This window comes from Enterobacter cloacae complex sp. ECL414 (genome assembly GCF_021869685.1).
Classification (GTDB): domain Bacteria; phylum Pseudomonadota; class Gammaproteobacteria; order Enterobacterales; family Enterobacteriaceae; genus Enterobacter; species Enterobacter kobei.
The window spans coordinates 4,533,359-4,555,615 of the sequence record NZ_CP091481.1; the positions used below are offsets into that span (position 1 = coordinate 4,533,359).

The window sequence follows — 22,257 nt, forward strand, 5'->3', positions numbered from 1 at the left end:
GCGAAGCCGCCACCCGGCTTTTTTATTCCGGTGTACCTGAATAGATATCAAACCGGTGCCCTTTCGTGGTCACCGCGTTAGTCGTGGCCACGTCCGCCAGCGGCGGCGCGTAGTCAGGGCGCTTCACCACCACCCGCTTCGTCGCGAGCTGTCTGGCAGGCTCCAGCAGACCATCTGCATCTAAATCCGGCCCCACCAGCGACTGAAACACCCGCATCTCTTTCTTCACCAGCGCACTTTTCTGCTTATGCGGGAACATCGGGTCGAGATAGACCACCTGCGGGCGCGGGGTGATATCAGTGAGCGCCGTCAGGCTGGAGGCGTGGATCAACTGCAACCGCTCCTGCAGCCACGGGCCGATTTCCGGGTCCGCGTAGCCACGCGTCAGCCCGTCGTCGAGCAATGCGGCGACCACCGGGTTACGCTCCAGCATTCGCACACGGCAGCCAACAGACGCCAGCACAAACGCATCGCGACCCAGCCCCGCCGTGGCATCGACCACGTCCGGAAGATAGTTCCCTTTAATGCCCACCGCTTTGGCCACCGCCTCGCCGCGACCGCCGCCGAACTTGCGCCGGTGCGCCATCGCACCGCCGACAAAATCGACAAAAATCCCGCCGAGTTTCGGTTCGTCGCGCTTACGTAATTCAAGATGCTCCGGTGTCATCACCAGCGCCATCAGGTTATCTTCATCGTGCTCCAGCCCCCAACGGGCCGCCAGAACAGATAAGGCGCCGTCTCCGGCGCCTGTTTCATCCACTAAGCAGATTTTCACGAACTATCAGCCTTTGATCCCGTAATGCTCAAGCATCGCATCCAGCTGCGGCTCGCGGCCACGGAAGCGTTTGAACAGTACCATTGGCTCCTCAGAACCGCCGCGGGTCAGGATGTTATCGAGGAACGACTGGCCGGTTTCACGGTTGAAGATCCCCTCTTCTTCGAAGCGGGAGAAAGCATCCGCTGCCAGCACGTCGGCCCACAGGTAGCTGTAGTAACCTGCCGCATAGCCGCCTGCGAAGATGTGACTGAACGCATGAGGGAAGCGGCCCCAGGTTGGCCCAGGGATCACAGCAACCTGCTTTTTAATCTCGGCCAGCGTTTCGAGGATTTTCGCCCCTTGTTCCGGGCTAAACTCGGCGTGCAGACGGAAATCAAACAGGCCGAACTCCAGTTGACGCAGGATGAACATCGCGGCCTGGTAGTTCTTGGCCGCCAGCATTTTATCCAGCAGCTCTTTCGGCAACGGTTCGCCGGTCTCATAGTGACCAGAGATAAACGCCAGCGCGTCCGGCTCCCAGCACCAGTTTTCCATAAACTGGCTTGGCAGCTCGACCGCATCCCACGGTACCCCGCTGATGCCAGCCACGCCTGCGGTTTCGATGCGGGTCAGCATGTGATGCAGACCATGACCGAACTCGTGGAACAAGGTGATCACTTCGTCGTGAGTGAACAGCGCAGGTTTGCCATTCACCGGGCGGTTAAAGTTACAGGTCAGGTAAGCGACAGGCTTTTGCAGAGAACCGTCGGCTTTACGCATCTGGCCGACGCAGTCATCCATCCACGCTCCGCCGCGCTTATTCTCACGCGCGTAGAGATCAAGGTAGAAGCTGCCGCGCAGCTCATTCTTGTCGTCATACAATTCGAAGAAGCGCACGTCCGGATGCCAGACGTCGATATCGGTTCGCTCTTTGGCTGTGATGCCGTAGATGCGCTTCACCACTTCGAACAGGCCGTTAACGGCTTTGTTTTCAGGGAAGTACGGGCGCAACTGCTCGTCGCTGATGCTGTAAAGATGCTGCTTCTGTTTTTCGCTGTAGTACGCAATATCCCACGGCTGCAGCTCGTCCACGCCGAACTCCGCTTTCGCAAAAGCACGCAGCTGAGCCAGCTCTTTCTCACCCTGAGGACGGGCGCGTTTTGCCAGATCGGTCAGGAAGTCGAGCACCTGCTGTGGGTTCTCCGCCATTTTGGTGGCGAGGGATTTGTCGGCGTAGTTTTCGAAGCCCAGCAGCTGTGCCAGCTCGTGACGCAGGGCGAGGATTTCCGCCATCACCGGGCTGTTGTCCCACTTACCGGCATTCGGCCCCTGATCGGAGGCGCGCGTGCTGTAGGCGCGGTACATCTCTTCACGCAGGGCCTGATTATCGCAGTAGGTCATTACCGGCAGGTAGCTTGGGATATCCAGCGTTAACAGATAGCCTTCCTGCTCTTTCACTTCGGCCTGCGCTTTCGCTGCTGCCAGCGCGCTTTCCGGCATCCCGGCCAGCTCGGATTCATCGGTAATCAGCTTCGTCCAGCCCATGGTGGCGTCGAGGACGTTGTTGCTGTACTGGTTGCCCAGCTCGGACAGGCGCGCGGCGATTTCACCGTAGCGAACCTGCTTCTCTTTTGGCAGACCAATCCCGGACAGCTCGAAATCACGCAGGGCGTTATCGACCGATTTTTTCTGCGCCGTGTTCAGCTCGGCGTAATGGTCGCCGTCACGCAGATCGCGATACGCTTTGTATAGTCCTTCGTGTTGGCCGACCCAGGTGCTGTACTCCGAGAGCAGCGGCAGGGTCTGTTCATAGGCCTCGCGCAGTTCCGGGCTGTTTTTCACCGAGTTCAGGTGGCTTACCGGGGAGAAGATACGCCCCAGCACGTCGTCCACTTCGGCCAGCGGCTGACACAGATTTTCCCAGGTGTACGGTGCGCCCTGCGCCACCACGCTTTCTACCGCCGCGCGGCAGTTGTCCAGCGATTGCGTAACGGCTGGAACCACATGCTCAGGGAGGATTTTAGAAAACGGCGGCAACGAAAAAGGCGTCAGTAATGGATTGGTCATAAGCGCTGTCCTGTTGAAATAGGTGAATGAAGCGCGCATCCGGCGCTGTGCATATTATTAATTAATGGGGTTAAGTGTAGAGGATTTCAATGCCGGACGTCGTGGAAAAGCGCCCGGTGGCGCTGCGCTTACCGGGCCTGCGGGTAATCTGTGCCGTTCTGCTGTAAACTGTGGCAAATCGTCAATTCAGCGGAAAATCATTACCCATGCTCAGTTATCGCCACAGCTTCCACGCTGGCAACCATGCCGACGTCCTCAAACACACCGTTCAGAGCCTGATCATTGAATCGCTCAAAGAGAAAGAGAAGCCGTTTCTCTATCTGGACACCCACGCGGGCGCGGGCCGTTATCAGCTGAGCGGCGAGCATGCCGAGCGTACCGGTGAATATCTGGAAGGGATCGCCCGCATCTGGCAGCAGGACGACCTGCCAGCCGAACTGGAACCGTACATCGGCGTGGTGAACCACTTCAACCGCAACGGCCAGTTGCGCTACTACCCAGGCTCACCGCTGATTGCCCGCCAGCTGCTGCGCGAGCAGGACAGCATTCAGCTGACCGAACTGCATCCAAGCGATTTCCCGCTGTTGCGCTCTGAGTTTCAGAAAGATAACCGCGCCCGCGTGGAGAAAGCCGACGGCTACCAGCAGCTGAAAGCCAAACTGCCGCCCGTTTCCCGCCGCGGCCTGGTGCTGATCGATCCGCCGTACGAAATCAAAACCGACTATCAGGCGGTGGTGACCGGCATCCACGAAGGCTACAAACGTTTTGCCACCGGCACTTACGCCCTGTGGTACCCGGTGGTGCTGCGCGCGCAAATCAAACGCATGATCAAAGATCTGGAAGCGACCGGCATCCGCAAAATCCTCCAGATTGAGCTGGCCGTGCGCCCGGACAGCGACCAGCGCGGCATGACCGCCTCCGGCATGATTGTGATTAACCCGCCGTGGAAGCTCGAAGCGCAGATGAACAACGTGCTGCCGTGGCTGCACAAAACGCTGGTGCCAGCCGGTACAGGCCACGCTACCGTCAGCTGGATCGTGCCGGAGTAATCACAGCCATCGGTGGAAACTATTGATTTCAGGTATACAATCGCGGCAATTCACGATTAAGGATAAAAGCTATGACTAAGCATTATAACTACATCGCAATCGGCGGCGGCAGCGGCGGCATCGCCTCCATCAACCGCGCGGCCATGTATGGCCAGAAATGTGCGCTGATCGAAGCTAAAGCGCTGGGCGGCACCTGCGTGAACGTGGGTTGTGTACCGAAGAAAGTGATGTGGCACGCGGCGCAAATCCGTGAAGCTATCCATATGTACGGCCCGGATTACGGCTTTGACACCACCCTCAATCACTTTGACTGGGACAAGTTAATCGCCAGCCGTACCGCCTACATCGACCGTATTCACACCTCCTACGACAACGTGCTGGGTAAGAACAACGTCGATGTGATCCACGGCTTTGCCCGCTTTGTGGATGCGAAAACGATCGAAGTGAACGGTGAGACGATCACCGCCGATCATATCCTGATCGCCACCGGCGGTCGTCCGAGCCACCCGGACATTCCGGGCGTGGAATACGGCATCGACTCAGACGGTTTCTTTGAACTGCCTGCCCTGCCTAAGCGCGTTGCCGTGGTTGGCGCGGGTTACATTGCGGTAGAGCTGGCGGGCGTGATCAACGGCCTGGGTGCGGAAGCGCACCTGTTTGTGCGTAAACACGCGCCGCTGCGCAGCTTTGACCCGCTGATTGTCGAGACGCTGGTTGAAGTCATGAACGCTGAAGGCCCAACACTCCACACCCACGCGGTGCCGAAAGCGGTAGTGAAAAATGCGGACGGCAGCCTGACGCTGGAGCTGGAAGATGGCCGTAGCCAGACCGTCGACTGCCTGATCTGGGCGATTGGTCGTGAACCGGCGAATGACAACTTTAACCTGGCCGTGACCGGCGTGAAAACCGACGAAAAAGGTTATATCGTCGTCGATAAGTTCCAGAACACCAGCGTACCGGGCATTTACGCAGTTGGCGATAACACCGGTGCCGTAGAGCTGACCCCGGTGGCCGTTGCGGCGGGACGTCGTCTCTCCGAACGTCTGTTTAACAACAAGCCTGACGAGCATCTCGATTACACCAACATCCCGACCGTGGTCTTCAGCCATCCGCCCATCGGAACCGTTGGCTTAACCGAGCCGCAGGCGCGCGAGCAGTATGGCGACGACCAGGTGAAAGTGTATAAATCCGCGTTCACCGCGATGTATACCGCCGTCACCTCTCACCGTCAGCCGTGCCGCATGAAGCTGGTCTGCGTCGGTCCGGACGAGAAGATTGTGGGTATCCACGGCATTGGCTTCGGCATGGACGAGATCCTGCAGGGCTTCGCCGTGGCGCTGAAGATGGGCGCGACCAAGAAAGACTTCGACAACACCGTGGCAATCCATCCGACCGCCGCGGAAGAGTTTGTTACCATGCGTTAAGGCAGAAGCCCCTCCCCGGAGGGGCTTTTTTTATTCACATTCATAAATCGTTGCAAAACGAATGCTCCGAAAATAGTGATCTACCGCACATTTCCCTCCCCATCTACCGAAGCGAATGTCTACGCTTATAAGACGCCCGGAAAAAAACTGTCTTTAAGTACACACAACCGGAGGTCCCTATCACCATGTTCAACCAGAAACTACAGGCTACCGAGAATATCGAATTCGAGATCGCAGAAGAGCTGCGCTACGAGACCGATCCCTGCGAGTTGAAACTGGATGAAATGATTGAGGCGGAGCCGGAACCCGAAATGATCGAGGGGCTACCCGCCTCCGATGCCCTGACGCCCGCCGATCGCTATCTGGAACTGTTCGAGCATGTTCAGTCAACACGCCTGTTCGCGGACAGCAAAACCTTCCCTGACTGCGCACCGAAGATGGACCCGCTGGATATCCTGATCCGCTATCGTAAAGTGAAACGTCACCGGGATTTCGACCTGCGCCAGTTTGTAGAGAACCACTTCTGGCTACCGGCCACCTACGGCACGGAATATGTTTCTGACCCCGGTCTGTCGCTAAAAGAGCACATTGACAGCCTGTGGCCGGTGCTGACGCGCGAACCGCAGGACCATATCCCCTGGTCCTCTCTGCTGGTGTTACCGCAGGCCTATATTGTGCCCGGCGGGCGATTCAGTGAGACCTATTACTGGGACTCCTATTTCTCCATGCTGGGGCTGGCGGAGAGCGGACGTAACGACCTGCTGAAGTGTATGGCGGATAACTTCGCGTGGCTGATCGAACGCTACGGGCATATCCCAAACGGTAACCGTACCTATTACCTCAGCCGCTCTCAGCCGCCGGTCTTTGCCCTGATGGTCGAGTTGTTTGAAGAGGACGGGGTACGCGGCGCGAAGCGTTACCTTGAGCACCTCAAGATGGAGCACGCCTTCTGGATGGACGGTGCCGAGTCGCTGCTGCTTAATCAGGCCTATCGCAGCGCGGTCCGTATGCCGGATGGATCATTGCTCAACCGCTACTGGGACGACCGCGACACGCCCCGGGACGAATCGTGGATTGAGGACGTAGAAACGGCCCGTCACTCCGGACGTCCGCCAAACGAAGTGTATCGTGACTTGCGCGCGGGTGCAGCCTCAGGCTGGGATTACTCCTCCCGCTGGCTGCGTGAGCCTGGCCGACTGGCCAGCATTCGCACCACGCAGTTTATCCCGATCGATTTGAATGCCTTCCTTTTCAAGCTGGAGAGTACTATCGCCAATATCTCGGCGTCGAAAGGGGATAAAGAGACCGCTGAACTGTTCCATCAGAAGGCCAGCGATCGCCGCGCCGCGATTAACCGCTACCTCTGGGATGAAGAAAGCGGCTGCTATCGCGACTATGACTGGCGCCGCGAAGTGATGGCGCTGTTCTCTGCGGCGAGCATTGTGCCGCTGTACGTCGGTATGGCCACGCATGAACAGGCCGATCGACTGTCGGATGCGGTGAAAACGCGACTGCTGACGCCGGGCGGGGTTCTGGCAACCGAGTATGAAACCGGCGAGCAATGGGATAAACCCAACGGCTGGGCCCCGCTGCAGTGGATGGCCATTCAGGGGTTCAAGCAGTATGGCAATGACTCACTGGGCGATGAGATCGCCTGGAGCTGGCTGCAGACGGTGAATCATTTTTATAAGACCCACCACAAGCTGATTGAGAAGTATCATATCGCCAGCAGTACGCCACGCGAGGGGGGCGGGGGTGAATATCCCCTTCAGGACGGCTTCGGCTGGACCAACGGCGTAGTGCGACGGCTGATAGGGTTGTATGGGGAGCCTTGAGTGGGGTGCGGTCTGGTGCCCTCACCCCGGCCCTCTCCCACTGTACGGTCCGGGGACATGGTAGACAGGTGTTCGGGGACATGGTGAACACTTTTTAACATCCTTTACCCATGGTGATCGACTTTTTCTTCAGGTCGATCACCCCCACTTTCGTGCTGTACCACCACACCTCATAGCAGCCATCCTCCTGTGTCTCCTTCAGCCCGACCCGCTCTCCCCTGAACGCCTTTCCTGCGCTCAGACTGACTCCCTGTAAGCTCAGCTTCCCGCTGATATCCACTTTCCTGACCACCACACCATCATCGTATTCCGGTGATGTCACGGTGCCGCTGTACTGCCGCGAAGACGGCTGATACCGCGAGGCGGGCACCGCCATACCCAGCGCCTCATGCGGGCGTTCAAGGTTGTAGACCGTCCGCCAGTGGTCGAAGGCGCGCTGCAGTTCACCGCTGTCCGCGAACCATTTCCCCTGCAGCACTTCCGCCTTCAGGCTGCGGTGAAAACGCTCCAGCTTGCCCTGCGTCTGCGGATGATAAGGCCGGGAATGGCCCACCCGGATACCCTGGCGCATCAGCCACAGCTCAAGCGCCGTCCAGGTCCCGGTGGTGTCGCCCCACGGGGAGCCGTTGTCCATCGTCATCCGCTCCGGCAGGCCATAGCGTTCAAACACGCTGACCAGCTGCTGCTGCACGGTCTCACGCCGTTCATCGGTACAGTGTGTGAGGCACAGGGAAAAGCGGGAGTGGTCGTCCAGCAGGGTGAGAGGATGGCAGCGGCCGCCGCCAAAGGGGAAGTGCCCCTTAAAATCCATCTGCCAGAGCCGGTTCGGCGCGTCGTGTTCGAAGCGGCCCGTGGGCGGAATGCCGGGAGCGGTGCCGGGCAGCAGGCCGTGGCGGGCCATCAGGTTATGGACGGTGCTGAAGGCAGGCATACGGTGTCCCTGGTCTTCGAGCCAGTGCTTAATCTTGCGGGCCCCCCAGCGTTCATGACGGTCGTGCGCCATGCGCAGCAGCGTGGTGATGTCGTCAGATGAGCGGTTCGGGGAATGATGAGGCACGCGGGGCCGGTCCTGAAGGCCGGAGAGGCCTTCCTGAGCCCAGCGCTGAAGCCACTTGTAGCCGGTGGCGGGTGAAATGCCGAAGCGACGGCACAGCGAACGTATGTTCGCCCCGTCCTGCGAGGCGAACAGTACAAACTCGGTACGTAATGACATGGTATCTCTCGCATCCCAGGGCATAAGTGACTCCATAAACGGGTTCTTATGCCTTAGTTGTAAGTGTCTACCATGTCCCCGAACAAGTGCTCACTATGTCCCCGGACTGTACACCCACAACAGGGAGAGGGTAAAGGGATCAGCGGATAACCTCATAAATGGCAGTCTGAATAGACTGCCATTTTTTCGTGGTGGCATCCGGTTGCGACTGCGCACGCCGCGTAGCCATATCCAGATCGTGCTGCTGGCGCTTCACCACGGCGGGCACGGTGCAGAACGCTTTGAGATACGCTTTACGCACTGAGGTCAGGGACTCACCGTTCGACATCGCGTGGCTGAGCGTGTTGATAAAGCGACGGCATGGCTTCTCTTCCGTCATGTTCCGTCGGTAGCGCAGCATGAGCTCCAGCACGTCGTCATGGCCTGCCGACATCGCCTCTTCGGTCCATGACAGCTTCCAGTCCATCCCGCCCTGCAAAAAGAGCTGCGCGACACGGGTATCGTTGCGGTTAATCGCTGAACGGAAATTATTGTCGTCCCAGGTCACCCCCATGCGGGTCAGCGTCTCGCGCGCAGAAGGGGTTTCGCGCATATCTTTCGGCGGAGCCGCTTGCGCAGTGTGTTCGGCCGATGACTGCGGTTTGCTGCTGGTCACCAGCCAGAAGCCGCCCACCAGGATGGCGATTACCATCACGCCAACCGCGCCCCATAACGCACCGGAGATAAGCTGCTCACGCTGTTCGGGCGTGCGCGGCGCGCGCTGGGTCGGCTTTTCAATCGTGTCACGAACCTCAAACAGATCGCCACCGGTAACCCGATCCATTTTCTGCGCCTTTTCCCAGAAAGTGTGCAGTTCACTGGCGTCCACCGCCATCAATCCGGCCGGGTTGACGCGCGTTCTCCCCTCTTCGAATGCACGTTGAACCGGTCGGGAAATCTGCATGTAGTAGTTATCCAGCAGCTGAATTTGCGCCGAACTTAACGTTTTCTGAACCGTGATGTTGTTGCGAATTTGCCGAATATCATCAAGGAAGGTTTGCAGCGTTTTACGCGGTTCTACCAGGAGCGTCAGCATGGCAGGATCGTTAAACAGCGAGGCGTAATACCGGCTGAACTCTTTTTTATCCACCAGCATCTGCGCCAGTTCACTGAACATCATCCCGCTCAGGATATCGTTGATCTCCCCGAGCTTCAGCCAGCGTCTTACCCGGTCGGCATTAAATAAGGTCTTAAGATGATTATTGAGCCGCACCTGATCGGGCCAGGCCTGCTGAATAAGTCCTTTAATCATCAGCTCAATGGCGCGAACCTGCTTGTGCGCCTGCTGTTGCTGCAGTTCGCTACCCGTTGCCAGCTCCGTGCTGTAAGTCAGCAACGGTTGCTGCAAACGAAGATGTTCCAGCGTGGTCACAAAGCGCATCGCCGCAATCAGCTGGTTTTCGCTGACATCCTGCCCGCTTTCATACTGTGGAACGCGCTGCTGCAGCAGGCGCAGCTGCAGCGTAAATTCCGACATCTCGGCATCATTCAGATTGAGCGTCTTCGCAACGGCTGCCCATCCCCCGAGCGCTAAACGTGCGCTATCCAGTTGTTCCAGGAGCCAGCGTGGATCTTTTCCCTCAGAAACATGTACATTCAGGAGAAGCAAAATTTCAACCGACGCCTGGCGAATGACCGCCAGACAGTGTTCAAACTGTTCGCGAATATGATGTGATGTGCTGAGAGTCATTGTTTTCCTTAAGCGACAACGAAGACATCAGGAATGGGCACTTATGGCCATTTTTCTTTTATTTATACATGCTTAACCATACCTGACTTTCTGTTGAAATAAAGTGACAACCCTAAAATCATTAAAAATGTTTCAGGAGAATCTTAATGCCGGTTTTAATGACTTCACGCCTGAATTGCTCGCCTCTGCAGGAGCATGACTGGCCCTTTTTTCTGGCGTTGCAGCAACATCCTGACGTGATGCGCTTTGTGGCGGAAGACCGTCCCGTTGCCGCGATTCGTGAGGCGTTTGATTCTCGTCTGCCCCTCTGGACGCCGGGCAGCACGCACTGGCTGTGTCTCGTCGTCCGTGATGCCACCTCTCAGGCACCGCTGGGCGTGACCGGGTATATTCATCGTGAGGACGATTGCGCTGAAGTGGGCTTTCTTTTTGCACCCGAGGCGCAGGGGAAAGGTTACGGTTTCGAATCCCTGCAGGCGCTTTGCGATTACGCCTTTCGTGAGGGCGGACTACGTCGGCTAACCGCCACCGTCACGGCGGGAAATGTCGCCTCCAGACGTCTGCTGGAAAAAGCCCACTTTCGTCTGGAGGGGGAGCTTCGCGAGAGCTATTACCTTTCCGGACGCTGGCAAAATGACTGGTTATTGGGTTTATTGCGGCATGAATATCTGAACCATAACGCCTGATCAACAGCCATTTGGCGGATATTTTTCATTGTTCAATTCCTCTACAGTATCGCCATTACGAGGAAATGAATATGAAAGGTCATGCGCTGAATATCTCTTATGCCGCCATTGATTTAATAAAGAAGCATCAGGGGCTTTCACTGGAGAAATATCGTGATGAAAATGGTTTATGGGTGATCGGCTATGGACATGCGATCCATGAGGAGGACAATTTTCACGGAGGCATTACTCCGCTTCAGGCAGAATGTTTGCTTCAGGAAGATATTCAGTTATGTGAGAGGCTGCTGCGGGAAAATATAACACGCCCATTAACCCAACAGCAGCATGATGCATTGGTAGTATTGATATTCAGTTTCGCCGAGACGCCTTCACGTCTGAACGCGCTGTATCAGGCTATCGCCCGGGTATAGTACATGGCCGCCTGGGTCCGGTTTTTCACCTCCAGCCGCCGAAAAAGTGCTTCCAGATGCGCTTTTACCGTGGCCGCGCTGATGTTGAGATTGCGGCCAATCTCTTTATTTGACTCTCCCGCTGCCAGCAGTTTGAGTACCTCGCGCTGACGCTCGCTTAAACAGAGTAACGGCTGTGCTGATGATTGCTGGCTAACCCACTCCCCGGGAAAGCAGACCATCCCTCTCGACACGGAATCCAGCACGGCGGCAAACCGTTCGGGGTTAGCGTTACGGGGGATAATGGCCATCACGTTTCGCTGCATGAGTTGCTCAACCCATCTGGCCTCTTTTCTTGCCAGAACCATAATCACCCGTATCGCCGGGAAGGAATCCATAAGCTCTTCCAGGAAAGCACTCTCCTCTTCCTGGATCAAATTGCCGTCAATCATCACGATAGCAGACGGTGAAGCAGATATTTGCCCCCATAAATCGTCCGCCTGACAAGCGCCCGTTATATTTATTTCAGGAATTAACTCCTGCAGACCGTGTATCGCTCCATGAATAAATATCGACTGCCTGTCAAACATGATTACTCGCATCGTTTTTCTCCCTCTGAGAATAGCGAAGGGGGATTCTACAGAGGCAGTATTTAAGAAAAAACTCAATGAATGGAGAGGTTACAAATCCGCGAGTGGTTTTTATATTTGCCCGTATTTTGACACATCGGCATTAAGGATTTCCTTAAGGGGTTCCCTCCCCTTTACAGCAGGCCTCACAGGAACATACCGCCTGACAACTCAATACGTTGCGCATTCATCCAGCCCAGCTTATCGCTGAGCAGTGCCGCGATGGCATCGCCGATATCGTCCGGCAACCCCACCCGCCCCAGCGCCGTCTGTGATGCCAGCATCTGATTAAGCTGCGCGTTGTCGCGAACGCGTCCACCGCCAAAGTCGGTTTCTATCGCGCCCGGCGCGATAATATTGACGGAGATACCACGCGCACCCAGCTCCTTCGCCTGATAGCGGGTCAACACCTCCATCGCCCCTTTCATCGCTGCATAGGTACCGGAGCCTGGCTGGGTAAAACGGGCCAGCCCGCTGGAGACGTTGAGGATCCGGCCTCCGTCATTCAGCAGAGGCAGCAGGCGCTGTGTCAGGAAGAAAGGCCCTTTGAAATGAATATTCATCGCCTCATCAAACTGGGCTTCCGTTGTGTCGGTATAGGGTGCATATAAACCCGCCCCGGCATTGTTCAATAAATAATCAAAGGTGTCGCGTTGCCAGACGGTCTTAAGGATTTCCTGAAGCTGCTGAGCAAACTTATCGAAGCTGGCAATATCACCGACGTTGAGCTGTAATGCTGCAGCATTCACGCCTTTTTCCTGAATTTCGCGAACAACCTCCAGCGCGTCCTGCTGATTGCTGTGGTACGTCAGAACAATTCCCGTTCCGTCTGCCGCCAGCTTCAACGCCGCGTTTTTACCCAAACCACGGCTACCACCCGTCACTAATGCGATACGTTCAGTCATCATAAACCTCGTTTTGGCTGTTATGGAGATTGAGAAAGAGCTTATTAGGTGATAGAAGATCAATAAAGAGGGTTTAAAACGCTTCACTGTTTCAACAGCAACAACAATGAGCTTCATCTATGGATAAAATTCACGCAATGCAGCTGTTTGTTCGCGTCGCGGAACTGGAAAGTTTTTCCCGTGCTGCAGAAACCTTAACGCTGCCGAAAGGCAGCGTTTCGCGGCAAATTCAGGCCCTTGAAAACCGCCTTGGCACCCAGCTGTTGCACCGGACCACGCGTCGCGTCAGCCTGACGCAGGACGGCATGGTCTATTACGAACGGGCAAAAGATCTGCTGGCAAACCTTGATGAACTGGACGGACTGTTTCAGCACGATCCCTCCACCATAAGCGGAAGGCTGCGCGTGGATATGCCCGTCGGCGTTGCTCGAAATTTAGTCATCCCCAGACTGCCGACTTTTTTGCAGCAATACCCGGGTATTGAACTGGAACTCAGCAGCAGCGATCGTCTGGTGGATGTGATTCGCGAAGGGTTTGATTGCGTGGTCCGCGTGGGCTCCCTGAAAGATTCAGGGTTAATTGCCCGGCCGCTGGGGAAACTGACGGTAATTAACTGTGCCAGTCCGGATTATCTGGCGCGTTTTGGCTACCCTGAAACGCTGGATGATTTGGGCTCACACGCGGTGATTCACTACGCCGCCATGCTGGGTACCCGTCCGCAGGGCTTTGAATTTTATAACGGCAGTGCAACGCAGTGGATAAAGACGGGCGGTGTATTAACCGTCAACAGCACGGAGACCTATCAGGCAGCCTGCCTTGCCGGGCTGGGCATCATTCAGGTTCCACGTGTTGGGGTACGTGATTTACTGCGGGCGAAAAAACTGATTGAGATCCTCCCGCAATATCGCGCGGAACCGATGCCCGTGTCCCTGATTTATCCCCATCGCCGCAACCTCTCCCGTCGGGTACATCTGTTCATGGAGTGGCTGACCGAACTCACAAAAGCTTACGTAGATTAGTCGCAAGCTATAATTCAGTAACATCCAGCCTAACGAAAAGGAAAAGACGCGTGACGCCGGAAAATAACCCGCAACGACCCACCCAACATTTAGATTATGATCCCATCAAGAAGATGGAAACCGGGCCAGAAAAGGCTAAAACCCCAGGGGCGGCCAGTAAGACGCTGGGCACCGTCACCAGCCTGGCAGAAAGAATTCAGCAGTTTCCCATGGTTGCGCATTTGATACGTGCGACCGAGCGCTTTAATGACCGCATGGGGAACCAGTTTGGTGCTGCCATCACCTATTTCTCCTTCCTGTCGATGATCCCCATTCTGATGGTGTCGTTTGCAGCGGCCGGTTTTGTGCTCGCGTCGCACCCGACGCTGCTGCAGGATATTTTCAATAAAATCCTGAATAACGTCAGTGACCCGACCCTCGCCACCACGCTAAAAAGCACGATTAATACCGCTGTTCAGCAACGTACGACCGTTGGGATCGTTGGTTTGCTTATCGCCCTTTACTCCGGGGTAAACTGGATGGGCAACCTCCGCGAGGCCATTCGCGCCCAGTCGCGTGAGGTGTGGGAGCGTAAGCCGCAGGATCAGGAGAAAATATGGGTTAAGTATCTCCGCGACTTTGTTTCGCTGATTGGCCTGCTCATTGCGCTCATCGTTACGCTTTCGATTACCTCCGTGGCGGGCTCCGCACAGCAGATGATTATCTCTGCACTCTATCTGGATTACATCGAATGGCTGAAACCGGCCTGGCGCGGCATTGGGCTGGCGATTTCCATTTTCGCCAACTACCTGCTGTTCTTCTGGATTTTCTGGCGTTTGCCCCGTCATCGTCCGCGCAAGAAGGCCCTGCTCCGCGGAACGCTGATTGCGGCGATAGGCTTTGAAGTGATTAAAATCGTGATGACCTACACCCTGCCGTCGCTGGTGAAATCCCCGTCGGGCGCGGCGTTCGGCTCCGTGCTGGGGTTGATGGCCTTCTTCTACTTCTTCGCCCGCCTGACCCTGTTCTGCGCCGCGTGGATTGCCACCGCCGAGTACAAAGGCGACACACGCATGCCGGGAAAAACACACCGCTAACCCCTCTCTCGGGCTGAAATTTCAGCCCGACTCATCATTTCAGCATATAAATCCAGCCCGTAACTTTTATTTAACCAAAAACCAGTTTTATTCACCAATATTTAAAAACTGTGAAGCATTTCATGGAAGCATTTTCGCTGGCCTGAAAATTATCCGCTTTTTGTTGCTTTTATCACCAGAACGCGACTTTGTTACAGATTGAAATGTCGCTTTTGCTGTGCGTAATATGGCCTTTCGTTCGATAAAAAATAAGAAAATATTATGCAAGCAACAGCCACAACACTCGACTCTGGCGCGGAAAACGTCCCGGTCAACTCGCGCAATAAAGTTGTCGTCGCATCGCTGATTGGCACCGCCATTGAGTTCTTCGACTTTTACATTTACGCCACCGCTGCGGTCATCGTCTTCCCGCATATTTTCTTCCCTCAGGGAGACCCGACGGCGGCGACGCTGCAGTCTCTGGCAACCTTTGCTATCGCGTTTGTTGCACGTCCGATTGGCTCTGCGCTGTTTGGACACTTTGGCGACCGTATTGGTCGTAAGGTCACCCTGGTGGCCTCGCTGCTGACGATGGGGATCTCCACCGTGGCGATCGGCCTGCTGCCGACCTACGAAACCATTGGCATTCTGGCGCCGGTCCTGCTGGCGCTGGCGCGTTTTGGTCAGGGTCTGGGGTTGGGCGGTGAATGGGGTGGTGCGGCGCTGCTGGCGACCGAAAATGCCCCGCCGCGTAAACGCGCGCTGTACGGTTCATTCCCGCAGCTTGGCGCGCCGATTGGCTTCTTCTTTGCCAACGGGACCTTCCTGCTGCTTTCCTGGCTGCTGACGGATGAACAGTTCATGAACTGGGGCTGGCGTATTCCGTTTGTCTTCTCTGCCGTGCTGGTGCTGATTGGCCTGTATGTCCGCGTGTCCCTGCATGAGACGCCGGTGTTCGCTAAAGTGGCCGCGGCGAAAAAACAGGTGAAAGTCCCGCTGGGCACGCTGCTGACCAAACACGTCCGCGTCACCGTGCTGGGCACGTTCATCATGCTGGCAACCTATACGCTGTTCTACATCATGACGGTTTACTCCATGACCTACAGTACCGCCGCCGCGCCGGTTGGGCTGGGTCTGCCGCGTAACGAAGTACTGTGGATGTTGATGATGGCGGTCATCGGGTTTGGTGTGATGGTGCCGATTGCCGGCCTGCTGGCGGATAAATTCGGTCGTCGTACGAGCATGATTACGATCACCACGCTGATCATTCTGTTTGCCCTGTTCGTCTTCCCGCCGCTGCTGGGTTCGGGTAGCCCGGCACTGGTGATGGCCTACCTGCTGATTGGCCTTAGCCTGATGGGGCTCACCTTCGGCCCAATGGGCGCGCTGCTGCCAGAGCTGTTCCCGACGGAAGTGCGTTATACCGGTGCGTCGTTCTCCTACAACGTCTCTTCCATTCTGGGGGCGTCCGTTGCGCCATACATCGCCACCTGGCTGCAGGCAAATTATGGTCTGTTCTACGTGGGCGTTTACCTGGCGGCCATGGCGGCGCTGACGCTGATTGCGCTGCTGCTGACGCATGAGACTAAGCATCAGGCACTGTAAGCTAATGCCGGGTGGCGGCTACGCCTTACCCGGCCTACGATTCAACATGTAGGCCGGGTAAGCGCAGCGCCACCCGGCAAAAACATCCCGCATCTTACTTCTTCATCTGCGACAAAATTGTCCGACACTGGTTCGCCTCACCTTCTGACGGCGAGATCAATGCCAGCAGCGCGGCGGCTGGGGTGACCAGCGTCGCGAGGGCTGCGGCCACCGCACCACGCGCGATCAGCGGCCCGGGCTTCACGCCTGCCTGCGGATTTTTAAAGGTGCCGCGGACATAAAGCGGCGAGCGCAGGGTAATAATACGGATCCCTTTACTTTCCGGGTCGATCGTCAAATCCAGCTGCTCTGAGGCCATGCTGGCGGTACCGGTCACGTTAATCACCGCGTTTTCCGTGTCGAAGGCAAAAATCTGCGGACGCGCCACGCCGTTAACCAGATCCAGATTGGCCGCGGCGCAGTTCACCCGCACCTCGTCATCCCCGAAAATTTGCCCGATGATAAAGTTGCCCACGTTCAGCCCCAGGATCTCCATCAGGTTGCGGCTGACCAGGCCGTCGTTCATCAGCAGTTTCAGGTTACCATTGCCGCTGCCCAGCAGCGCCGCCACGGAATTCCCTACCCCGCGAATGTCCGCGTCACCGTTCATTTCACCGAGGGTTTTCTGCATCAACTCCACGTTTGGCATCAACTCTTTCAGCTTCAGCCTGCGGGCCTGAATTTCGGCGCGCCCCTGCATCGGCTTTTTATCGCCCTCGAGGTGAATGTTCGAGGAAATCGTTCCGCCCGCCATACCAAACTTCAGCGGCTGCAGGCGCAGATCGGCGTTTTTAAGAATGACATGCGTCGAGAGATCGCTCAGCGGTAACGTGCTGCCGTGCTCAATTTTACGCCCTTTGAAGCGTACATCGGCATCCATCACGTCCCATTTGTCAGTTTCGAAGCGATCGTAAGGCAGCACTTTCCCCGCAGGCTGAACGTCCTTTTTGGCCTCTTTCGACTTCGTGCCTTTGCCCGAATCCACGCCAATCAACGGGCCCAGATCGGCCAGACGTAGCTGGCGGGACTCCACATCCCCTTCCAGTTTCGGGCGCGGTTTTCCGGTGGTGTAGGTTAGCGAGCCGTGGATATCACTGTCACCGATGCGGCCGTTAAAATCCCGGTAGTCAAAGACAGACGATTTTTCGGTGTCGATTTTGGCAACCAGATGCCCGTCCGTTTCGAACGGCGGCGTATCGGGCAGCAACACACCGGTCAGCTCATACAGTTCACCCAGCGAATCACCGGCAAATTTCAGCCGCAGATCCACGCCCCCCATGTTCATCGGGTCGTTGACCGTGCCCACGAATGCCACGCGCGTATTCCCTGAACGGAAATCCGCCTGCACCGGGAACGGCGTACCTTCGCTCCTGAGCGCCAGCATGCCGCCCATTTTTCCTTTCCCGCTCAGCGGCTGGCCGTTGTAGCGCCCTTTGGCCGTCAGGCCGAACACATAATCTCCCGCCTTGGCGTTATCGCCTTTTTCCTGGTTGCCCGTCACTTCGCTAAACGGTAGCGGTTTACCCAACGGATCGACCAGGATCTCCACATCCGCCTTGCTGACCTTATCGTCGATGGCGATCCGCCCGCGATCGAAAAGAATATTGTCCAGACGGAATGACCATGAAGAGGGCCGGGCATTGGGATCTTTTTCGCCGTCGCTGGCAAGGTTAAACGTCCAGTTGTTGTTCTTTTCAGAAAGGCGGATCAGACGCGCATCGGGCTGCTGGAGTTTAATCCACGGCAGATAGACGGTTTTGGTCAGGAGCGCTAACGGCGCCAGCGTGGCTTCAACGCGTGGCAGATGGACCATGGTGACGTCCGGAATATCCGGCGGGTTGCCGAGAATAATGTCGTCGGCGTGGACGTGCGGCCAGGGGATCCAGCTTCGCCAGCCGGTCTCCTGTTTCTGACGTTCCCATACCACGCCCAAATCGCCGCGGATGGCGAAGGGACGGTTCAGCTCAGCTGAGACTTTCTGGTTGATGGTCGGCTTAAGGCGATTCCAGTCAAACGTCGCAATAATGACGACGATAACCACGATCAACAACAAGAAAATCCCTGTAGTCCAGGAGATAACCCTGGTTGTCTTTGTCATTTTTGTCCCCTTTCCTGATGGCCTGTCCTGTAAAACTATAGTCCAGACAAGGGGAAACGGGCGGATCAGAGGTTAGTTATGACGGTATCGAGGGTATCCATAGGAACCGGACGAGAGAGGAAATAACCCTGTGCGGCAGCGGCGGGTGAGTGTTGCACATCGCGCCACTCTTCCAGCGTTTCCACACCTTCGACAATCACCCCTTTGCAATAGCGGTTCATCAGCTGCAATAACAGCGTAAACAGGTTTCGCCCTTCCGGGGTCTGACGCAGCATAATAAACAGATCGCGGGCCACTTTGATGTAGTCATAACGCACTTCGCTCAGCGCAGAGAAGTTCGCCATGCCCGTACCAAAGTCATCCAGCCACAGCGGGCCAAATTCACACATCGAGGCAAACGAGGAGTCCTGGGGCAGCCGGACGTGCTCCACCAGTTCAAAACGCATCCACGGCAGAGTGGCGATCAGTTCCTGCAATTTTGCATTCTGACGCAGCGCCAGCAGTGTCGGGCCATCCACGTTAACCGAGGCGAGGATATTGTGCCGCTCGAAAAAGGCCTGTTTGGTCGCCAGCATACGAAGCTGCTCTTCCAGCACGTCAAGGCGCTGGCGAACGGCAACTTCGGCAAAATAGCGATCTGGCGCGATACGCTGTAAAGGGTTTGACGGGTGCGTAACAACGGTCAAAATTTCAATGGCCATCAGTCGACCGTCCGTTCGGTAGATCGGCTGATAGGTATACGCACGCTCACATTGCAGCCAGTAGCGATGCTCCTGCAAGTTCTCAATACTTGCCTCAGGCGTAGTGCTCAGCCGCTGGATAACCTGCTCTGACTTCATTTCAGATGTCCTGTTGTTGGATGGCCTTTCTGGACTCGTCACTGGGTTATCGGCGCGACAATTGAGAACTTTATGTTCAATTCACCGGGAAAATGAAATTAAGATGACAGAAATTTGCCGGAACACGTGCTGGCTCAAATTAAATAATGGAACGTCGTTTTAATATAGTTGACCATCTAATTCACTCAGCGCACACTGCTGATAAATTCTTTTGTTCAGGTTCACGACTATGTCCAAAAAAATTGCCGTGATTGGCGAATGCATGATTGAGCTGTCCCAAAAAGGCGCGGAAGTCAGCCGCGGATTTGGTGGCGACACGTTAAACACTTCCGTCTATATCGCCCGTCAGGTTGCGCCAGAAGCACTCTCCGTGGACTATGTTACCGCCCTCGGCACGGACAGCTTCAGCCAGCAGATGCTGGAAGCCTGGCAGAATGAACATGTGGGCACCGCGCTGATCCAGCGTATGGAAAACCGCCTTCCCGGGCTTTACTACATCGAAACCGACAGCACCGGCGAACGCACGTTTTATTACTGGCGTAACGAAGCCGCGGCGAAGTTCTGGCTGGAGAGCGATGCAGCCCCGGCCATTTGTGAAGCACTGGCAAGCTTTGACTATCTCTATCTGAGTGGGATCAGCCTGGCGATCCTCAGTCCAGTCAGCCGCGAAAAGCTGCTGTCGCTGCTGCATAAATGCCGCGCCAACGGCGGTAAGGTGATTTTTGATAACAATTACCGTCCACGCCTGTGGGCCAGCCGTGAAGAGACGCAGCAGGTTTATCAGCAGATGCTGCAGTGCACGGACATTGCGTTCCTGACGCTCGACGATGAAGACGCCCTGTGGGGTGAGAAGTCCGTAGATGACGTGATTGCACGCACGCAGGCGGCGGGCGTAAGCGAAGTCGTTATTAAGCGCGGGGCGGAATCATGCCTGGTCGCGATGGCGGGTGAAGCGGTGGTTGAAGTCCCGGCGGTGAAGCTGGCCAAAGAGAACGTGATTGATACGACAGCGGCAGGGGACTCCTTCAGCGCGGGTTACCTGGCGGTACGTCTGACCGGGGGAACGCCGGAAGCCGCGGCACAGCGCGGACACCTGACGGCCAGCACCGTGATTCAGTATCGCGGGGCGATTATTCCGCGTGAGGCGATGCCTGTTTAACCAAAGTGCGGGCTGATGCCCTCACCCTGGCCCTCTCCCACAGGGAGAGGGCATGTCTACGCATTACTGTCCTTGCGGAATATCCGTCGCGTCCGGGTGTAAATCATCCGCTGCGGTCGCCGGCTGCGGCGCGGTAACCATAATAGAATCCCAGGTCTTCTGAAGTTCCTTCATGTCATATTCCGGCTCGCCTTTCGGCTGCATAAGGATCAATGCCATATCCTGCGACAGCTGCTGACGTAAATCCTGATTTAACATATCCACGGTCAAACCGTTCAGGAAATCCTGACGAAGCTTCTGGTACTGTTCAGGCGCAATGTCGACAACCTGATTCTGCAGGGAGCGGATGCGCTGGCTGATCAGAATATCGGTATCGGCACGCGCGTAGGTCGCAAACAGCTTCTGCAGCTCCAGTTTTTTCTGGGCCACCAGCGCATTGAACTCCTCTTCAGAGAGGCCCTCTTTACGCACTTTTGCCAGCTCTTTGGCGACCACACCCAGATTCGCATTCAGCTTATCGCCCGGCGATTCAACGTTAATGGCACATTGCGCACGCTGGAAAAGCACGCGACAGTCAAAGCCAAGACCAATATTCTTCACGTTATTCTTACTGAGCGTCTGCTGAACGTGCCAGAACAACGCTTCACGCGCCAGGTCGGCACGCCAGTAGCGCAGCAGCGCGGCGGACTCGCGGATAGGCTGCCAGGCGTTATCCCACATCACGGAGAGTCGGTCCTGACGCACGGTGTCCGTCATAATGCTGACAGGCTCGGCGCGCAGCGGAGAGAGTGTCGGAACCGGGGCAGGCGTTTCACGCTTGCCTTTCAAATCGCCAAACGCTTTGTTGATCTGTTCAACCACCGCGCGGCTATCGACATTACCAACCACAATCAGCGTCATGGCGTCCGGGGTGTACCATTTCTGGTAGAACGATTTCACCTGTTCGGCATCGACCGGCTGCTTCAGCGGCTCCGCCGGATCGTGACCCAGCAACGTTGAACCTTTCAGACGGTAGCGCCACCAGCCCTCTTTGGTATCCGCAGGCCAGGTCGCCACCATGTCGCTGTTGCTCAGCGCATAGTTAACGGTATCCGGCGTAATCGCCAGGTTGCCTGAGGCATCAGCGAGATAGGTCAGCGCTTCTTTGAGCAGATCGTTACGGTTATTTGGCAGGCTCAGGTTAAACATGGTGTAGTCATAGGAGACCACAGCCGGAGGCAGCGGGCGTTTTGGATCGATGGCCTGTTGCCACAGCGAACGCACCTGAACCGCTTGCAGGCTGCCGCTCTGAGTGAGCGCCAGACGGGGAATAAAATGGCTAAAACCGGTTTGCTGAGTACTTTCCGTAAGGGAGCCGGTATTAACGGACAGACGGATTTCAACACGATCGCTCGGACGTTGCGGGGTGGATAAAACCTGCCACTGGAAACCGTTCGCTAACGTGCCTTGTTGCCAGGCCGGGTCTGGCTGGAGCGCATCTGCCTGCACATAACTGGCTGCTGCCATCATCAGCAAACCGCCGGTTAAGAGTCGAATTTTTGTGCCCTGCATGTGAACCCCTGATCAACATTCCTGGTTAAAAAGAGTGTCTCGCGACGCGCTGCACTCTAAAAGATGACGATGAAAACACGTCGATTAGACCGCGCGTTCGGCAAAACGTCACGGTCCGAAGTGAAATATACCCAAAAAAAATCTTGTCGAATTATGACAGGTATGAAGGGTTATTATGCGCAGGAGCCCGCATCCCGACAAGGGAATGC

Annotated in this window: 18 protein-coding genes; 9 read left to right on the forward strand and 9 right to left on the reverse strand. The window is 56.2% G+C overall.

The window, feature by feature from the left end; genetic code table 11:
* Positions 1-22: 22 nt before the first annotated feature.
* Together rsmJ and prlC are read right to left on the reverse strand one after the other, a co-directional pair.
* Positions 23-775 carry a 16S rRNA (guanine(1516)-N(2))-methyltransferase RsmJ gene (gene rsmJ, locus L3068_RS21910; protein ID WP_045269647.1) on the reverse strand — a complete coding sequence of 251 codons (753 nt, stop codon included), beginning with the start codon at positions 773-775 and terminating at the stop codon, positions 23-25.
* Between the two features lie 6 nt (positions 776-781).
* Entirely contained in the window at positions 782-2,824 is a 2,043-nt protein-coding gene (gene prlC / locus L3068_RS21915; protein ID WP_117582385.1) for an oligopeptidase A, read from the reverse strand.
* A gap of 206 nt (positions 2,825-3,030) precedes the next feature.
* Here prlC and L3068_RS21920 point away from each other — a divergent pair, with 206 nt between their 5' ends.
* From L3068_RS21920 to L3068_RS21930, 3 genes are all read left to right on the forward strand, one after another.
* Positions 3,031-3,873 (forward strand): 23S rRNA (adenine(2030)-N(6))-methyltransferase RlmJ, encoded by an 843-nt coding sequence (locus L3068_RS21920; protein WP_014885583.1) that lies wholly within the window; start codon positions 3,031-3,033, stop codon positions 3,871-3,873.
* A 71-nt stretch (positions 3,874-3,944) separates the two neighbouring features.
* Entirely contained in the window at positions 3,945-5,297 is a 1,353-nt protein-coding gene (gene gorA, locus L3068_RS21925) for a glutathione-disulfide reductase (RefSeq protein WP_117582383.1), read from the forward strand.
* A 185-nt stretch (positions 5,298-5,482) separates the two neighbouring features.
* Positions 5,483-7,132 (forward strand): alpha,alpha-trehalase, encoded by a 1,650-nt coding sequence (locus L3068_RS21930; protein WP_117582381.1) that lies wholly within the window; start codon positions 5,483-5,485, stop codon positions 7,130-7,132.
* Between the two features lie 94 nt (positions 7,133-7,226).
* Here L3068_RS21930 and L3068_RS21935 read toward each other — a convergent pair whose 3' ends face one another.
* A complete protein-coding gene (locus L3068_RS21935; RefSeq protein ID WP_420169936.1) occupies positions 7,227-8,369 on the reverse strand; it encodes an IS481 family transposase in 1,143 nt (380 codons plus the stop codon).
* A 115-nt stretch (positions 8,370-8,484) separates the two neighbouring features.
* Positions 8,485-10,074 carry an STY4199 family HEPN domain-containing protein gene (locus L3068_RS21940; protein WP_014885586.1) on the reverse strand — a complete coding sequence of 530 codons (1,590 nt, stop codon included), beginning with the start codon at positions 10,072-10,074 and terminating at the stop codon, positions 8,485-8,487.
* 146 nt (positions 10,075-10,220) lie between these two features.
* Between L3068_RS21940 and L3068_RS21945 the strand changes: the two genes are divergently transcribed.
* Together L3068_RS21945 and L3068_RS21950 are read left to right on the forward strand one after the other, a co-directional pair.
* The gene (locus tag L3068_RS21945; protein WP_014885587.1) at positions 10,221-10,760 is read left to right on the forward strand and encodes a GNAT family N-acetyltransferase; all 540 of its coding nucleotides are present in this window, start codon (positions 10,221-10,223) and stop codon (positions 10,758-10,760) included.
* A gap of 71 nt (positions 10,761-10,831) precedes the next feature.
* Complete coding sequence (locus L3068_RS21950) at positions 10,832-11,170, forward strand: lysozyme (protein WP_014885588.1); 339 nt, start codon at positions 10,832-10,834, stop codon at positions 11,168-11,170.
* Here the strand turns inward: L3068_RS21950 and L3068_RS21955 are convergent.
* The gene (locus L3068_RS21955) at positions 11,149-11,751 is read right to left on the reverse strand and encodes a response regulator transcription factor (RefSeq protein WP_014885589.1); all 603 of its coding nucleotides are present in this window, start codon (positions 11,749-11,751) and stop codon (positions 11,149-11,151) included. The two genes, L3068_RS21950 and L3068_RS21955, sit on opposite strands and share 22 nt — an antisense overlap.
* A 173-nt stretch (positions 11,752-11,924) precedes the next feature.
* Entirely contained in the window at positions 11,925-12,683 is a 759-nt protein-coding gene (locus L3068_RS21960; RefSeq protein ID WP_117582324.1) for an SDR family NAD(P)-dependent oxidoreductase, read from the reverse strand.
* A gap of 119 nt (positions 12,684-12,802) precedes the next feature.
* Here L3068_RS21960 and L3068_RS21965 point away from each other — a divergent pair, with 119 nt between their 5' ends.
* From L3068_RS21965 to L3068_RS21975, 3 genes are all read left to right on the forward strand, one after another.
* Positions 12,803-13,702: a LysR family transcriptional regulator gene (locus L3068_RS21965; RefSeq protein ID WP_023331530.1), complete on the forward strand. Its 900-nt coding sequence runs from the start codon at positions 12,803-12,805 to the stop codon at positions 13,700-13,702.
* Positions 13,703-13,752: 50 nt separating this feature from the next.
* Positions 13,753-14,778 carry an inner membrane protein YhjD gene (gene yhjD, locus L3068_RS21970; protein ID WP_014885592.1) on the forward strand — a complete coding sequence of 342 codons (1,026 nt, stop codon included), beginning with the start codon at positions 13,753-13,755 and terminating at the stop codon, positions 14,776-14,778.
* A gap of 261 nt (positions 14,779-15,039) precedes the next feature.
* Positions 15,040-16,362, forward strand: a complete 1,323-nt coding sequence (locus L3068_RS21975; RefSeq protein ID WP_045135441.1) for an MFS transporter — start codon at positions 15,040-15,042, stop codon at positions 16,360-16,362.
* A gap of 94 nt (positions 16,363-16,456) precedes the next feature.
* On the opposite strand, the gene L3068_RS21980 is transcribed toward L3068_RS21975, so the two are convergent.
* Positions 16,457-18,499, reverse strand: coding sequence for an AsmA family protein (locus L3068_RS21980; protein WP_096218278.1), 2,043 nt, complete (start codon positions 18,497-18,499; stop codon positions 16,457-16,459).
* Between the two features lie 65 nt (positions 18,500-18,564).
* Positions 18,565-19,338, reverse strand: coding sequence for a cyclic-guanylate-specific phosphodiesterase (pdeH, locus tag L3068_RS21985; protein WP_045269642.1), 774 nt, complete (start codon positions 19,336-19,338; stop codon positions 18,565-18,567).
* A gap of 229 nt (positions 19,339-19,567) precedes the next feature.
* Here pdeH and kdgK point away from each other — a divergent pair, with 229 nt between their 5' ends.
* The gene (gene kdgK / locus L3068_RS21990) at positions 19,568-20,497 is read left to right on the forward strand and encodes a 2-dehydro-3-deoxygluconokinase (protein ID WP_045135440.1); all 930 of its coding nucleotides are present in this window, start codon (positions 19,568-19,570) and stop codon (positions 20,495-20,497) included.
* 63 nt (positions 20,498-20,560) lie between these two features.
* Here kdgK and L3068_RS21995 read toward each other — a convergent pair whose 3' ends face one another.
* Positions 20,561-22,048: a M16 family metallopeptidase gene (locus tag L3068_RS21995; protein ID WP_014885597.1), complete on the reverse strand. Its 1,488-nt coding sequence runs from the start codon at positions 22,046-22,048 to the stop codon at positions 20,561-20,563.
* Between the last annotated feature and the right edge of the window lie 209 nt (positions 22,049-22,257).

What these genes read in the sequence shown, in the direction of transcription:
- prlC (WP_117582385.1), bottom strand. Translation starts at nt 2,824, where the DNA reads ATGACCAATCCATTACTGACGCCTTTTTCGTTGCCGCCGTTTTCTAAA.
- L3068_RS21920 (WP_014885583.1), top strand. Translation starts at nt 3,031, where the DNA reads ATGCTCAGTTATCGCCACAGCTTCCACGCTGGCAACCATGCCGACGTC.
- gorA (WP_117582383.1), top strand. Translation starts at nt 3,945, where the DNA reads ATGACTAAGCATTATAACTACATCGCAATCGGCGGCGGCAGCGGCGGC.
- L3068_RS21930 (WP_117582381.1), top strand. Translation starts at nt 5,483, where the DNA reads ATGTTCAACCAGAAACTACAGGCTACCGAGAATATCGAATTCGAGATC.
- L3068_RS21935 (WP_420169936.1), bottom strand. Translation starts at nt 8,369, where the DNA reads ATGCCCTGGGATGCGAGAGATACCATGTCATTACGTACCGAGTTTGTA.
- L3068_RS21940 (WP_014885586.1), bottom strand. Translation starts at nt 10,074, where the DNA reads ATGACTCTCAGCACATCACATCATATTCGCGAACAGTTTGAACACTGT.
- L3068_RS21945 (WP_014885587.1), top strand. Translation starts at nt 10,221, where the DNA reads ATGCCGGTTTTAATGACTTCACGCCTGAATTGCTCGCCTCTGCAGGAG.
- L3068_RS21950 (WP_014885588.1), top strand. Translation starts at nt 10,832, where the DNA reads ATGAAAGGTCATGCGCTGAATATCTCTTATGCCGCCATTGATTTAATA.
- L3068_RS21955 (WP_014885589.1), bottom strand. Translation starts at nt 11,751, where the DNA reads ATGCGAGTAATCATGTTTGACAGGCAGTCGATATTTATTCATGGAGCG.
- L3068_RS21960 (WP_117582324.1), bottom strand. Translation starts at nt 12,683, where the DNA reads ATGACTGAACGTATCGCATTAGTGACGGGTGGTAGCCGTGGTTTGGGT.
- L3068_RS21965 (WP_023331530.1), top strand. Translation starts at nt 12,803, where the DNA reads ATGGATAAAATTCACGCAATGCAGCTGTTTGTTCGCGTCGCGGAACTG.
- L3068_RS21975 (WP_045135441.1), top strand. Translation starts at nt 15,040, where the DNA reads ATGCAAGCAACAGCCACAACACTCGACTCTGGCGCGGAAAACGTCCCG.
- L3068_RS21980 (WP_096218278.1), bottom strand. Translation starts at nt 18,499, where the DNA reads ATGACAAAGACAACCAGGGTTATCTCCTGGACTACAGGGATTTTCTTG.
- pdeH (WP_045269642.1), bottom strand. Translation starts at nt 19,338, where the DNA reads ATGAAGTCAGAGCAGGTTATCCAGCGGCTGAGCACTACGCCTGAGGCA.
- kdgK (WP_045135440.1), top strand. Translation starts at nt 19,568, where the DNA reads ATGTCCAAAAAAATTGCCGTGATTGGCGAATGCATGATTGAGCTGTCC.
- L3068_RS21995 (WP_014885597.1), bottom strand. Translation starts at nt 22,048, where the DNA reads ATGCAGGGCACAAAAATTCGACTCTTAACCGGCGGTTTGCTGATGATG.